The organism is Mesorhizobium sp. M1A.F.Ca.IN.020.06.1.1 (genome assembly GCF_004023265.1).
Taxonomy (GTDB): domain Bacteria; phylum Pseudomonadota; class Alphaproteobacteria; order Rhizobiales; family Rhizobiaceae; genus Mesorhizobium.
In genome coordinates, this window is the sequence record NZ_RZSR01000999.1 from 1 (window position 1) to 2121 (window position 2121).

3 protein-coding genes are annotated in these 2121 nt (G+C 65.6%); all 3 read left to right on the top strand.

The window, feature by feature from the left end:
- A partial coding sequence (locus EOA60_RS30100; protein ID WP_128312411.1) for a TOBE domain-containing protein occupies nucleotides 1-418 on the top strand: 418 nt, incomplete at its 5' end.
- 24 nt (nucleotides 419-442) lie between these two features.
- Nucleotides 443-895, top strand: a complete 453-nt coding sequence (locus tag EOA60_RS30105) for an RbsD/FucU family protein (protein WP_095825238.1) — start codon at nucleotides 443-445, stop codon at nucleotides 893-895.
- A gap of 4 nt (nucleotides 896-899) precedes the next feature.
- Nucleotides 900-1829, top strand: a complete 930-nt coding sequence (gene rbsK / locus EOA60_RS30110) for a ribokinase (RefSeq protein WP_095825239.1) — start codon at nucleotides 900-902, stop codon at nucleotides 1827-1829.
- Nucleotides 1830-2121: the final 292 nt, after the last annotated feature.

Genomic DNA, 2121 nt, shown 5'->3' on the forward strand with positions numbered 1-2121 from the left:
GATCGGCGCGCCGCTGCAACTGTTCGACCGGCCGGCCAACCTGTTCGTCGCGGGCTTCATCGGCTCGCCGGCGATGAACCTGCTCAAGGGCACGGTGAAGAAGGGTGAAAGGTCCGAGGTCGACATAGCAGGCTCGGCCTTTCCGATGCCTGCCAGCATCGCCGCGGCGGACGGCCAGGCCGTCGTCTATGGCGTCCGTCCCGAGCATCTGGAGATCCATCCCGACGGTGTGGCGTCCACGATTTCGGTGGTCGAGCCGACCGGCTCGGAAACGCTGGTGTTCGTGCGCTTCGGCGAGGGCGAGATGGTGGCGCTGTTCCGCGAGCGTCACGACTTCAAGCCTGGCGATACGCTGAAGCTCAGGCCGCGGCTCGACCATGTCCATCTCTTCGACGCAGGGACCGGCAAGCGTCTCTGACCGCAAACACACATCGAGGAAACCATGCTCAAAGGGATCAATCCGCTGCTCAACGCCGACGTGCTCCAGGCACTGCGGGCGATGGGGCACGGCGACGACCTGATCATCGCCGACACCAATTTCCCATCCGACTCCGTCGCCAAGCAGACGGTGCTCGGCAAGCTGCTGCGCATCGATGCACCGGCGGCTGGAGTCGTGAAGGCGGTGCTGTCGCTCTATCCGCTGGACAGCTTCGTCAACGACGCGGCCGCGCGTATGGAGATCGTCGGCAAGCCGAACGAGATCCCGCCGGTGCAGAAGGAGGTGCAGCAGGAAATCGACGCGGCCGAGGGCAAACCCTGGCCGATGATCTCGATCGAGCGCTACGCCTTCTACGAGCGGGCGAAGAAGGCGTATTGCGTCATCCAGACTGGTGAGCGCCGCTTCTATGGCTGCTTTGCCTTCCGCAAGGGCGTCATTCCGCCGGATGCGGAGTAAGGAGATGTCCGCCAGCAAGCCAGTCGTCATCCTGGGTGTCTTCGTCGCCGACACCGCCTATCGCGCCGACCGCCAGCCGCGCATGGGCGAGACGATCCTCGGCAATTCGTTCAAGCTCGGACCCGGCGGCAAGGGCTCGAACCAGGCGGTCGCAGCCGGCAAACTCGGCGCCGACATCACCTTTCTTACCCGGCTCGGCATCGATGCCTTCGCCGACATGGCCAAGCAGACGTGGAAGGATGCGGGCGTCAAAAGCGCGGTCATCGACACGCCTGACAGCTACACCGGGGCGGCTTACATCTTTGTCGAGGAGGGCAGCGGCAACAACGCCATCATCGTCAGCCCGGGTGCTGCGATGCTGATCTCGTCCGCCGACATCGAGGCGCATGCCGACCTGATCCGCTCGGCGGGCGTCTTTGTCACCCAGCTCGAGCAGCCGATCGACGCGGCGCTGAAAGCCTTGCAAATCGCGCGCGGGGCAGGGGTGACTACCATTCTTAACCCGGCGCCGGCCGCCACCCTACCGGACAGCATCTACGCGCTTTGCGACTACGTCACGCCCAACGAGTCCGAGGCCGAGGGGCTGACCGGCATCGCCGTCTCTTCGGTCGATGATGCCCGCCGCGCCGCCGACAGCCTGCTGGCAAAGGGCGTCGGCGCCGTCATCGTGACGCTTGGCGAGAAGGGCGCGCTGCTGCACACCAGGGAGCGATCCGATCACGTCGGCGCCGTCAGTGCCGGCCCTGTAATCGAAACCACGGGGGCGGGCGACGCCTTCAATGGCGGACTGGCGGCGGCGCTTGCCAAGGGCGTCGAGCCGCTGGAGGCGGTGCGCTTCGCCTGTACCGTCGCAGGCATTTCGGTGACCCGGCCGGGCACCGCGCCTTCCATGCCGACGCTCCAGGAGGTCGAGGCGCTGCTGGCGCGGGGTTGAAGCCGCCAAATCTCGCGTGGCGTTTCAGCGGCGCTAGCCGGTCATCGGCCTGACCACAACTCACAGAAGTTGGTCTCTCACGGCCCCCAGGGTTGCATATTAGCCACGGTTAATATTAATCGGCGCCAACGCCTTGCATCAACGGCATAGGTGTCCCGTAATGGGCCACCGTGTCTGGCATCGCAATTGCACTGTCAGCAATGCCGGGGTGGACCGTGCCTCGGTAGCCGGGGGGCTATTTTGGGGGGCGCGCCGCTCCGCGATGGAGCGGCGGCGCTTTAAGGGTCGAGGG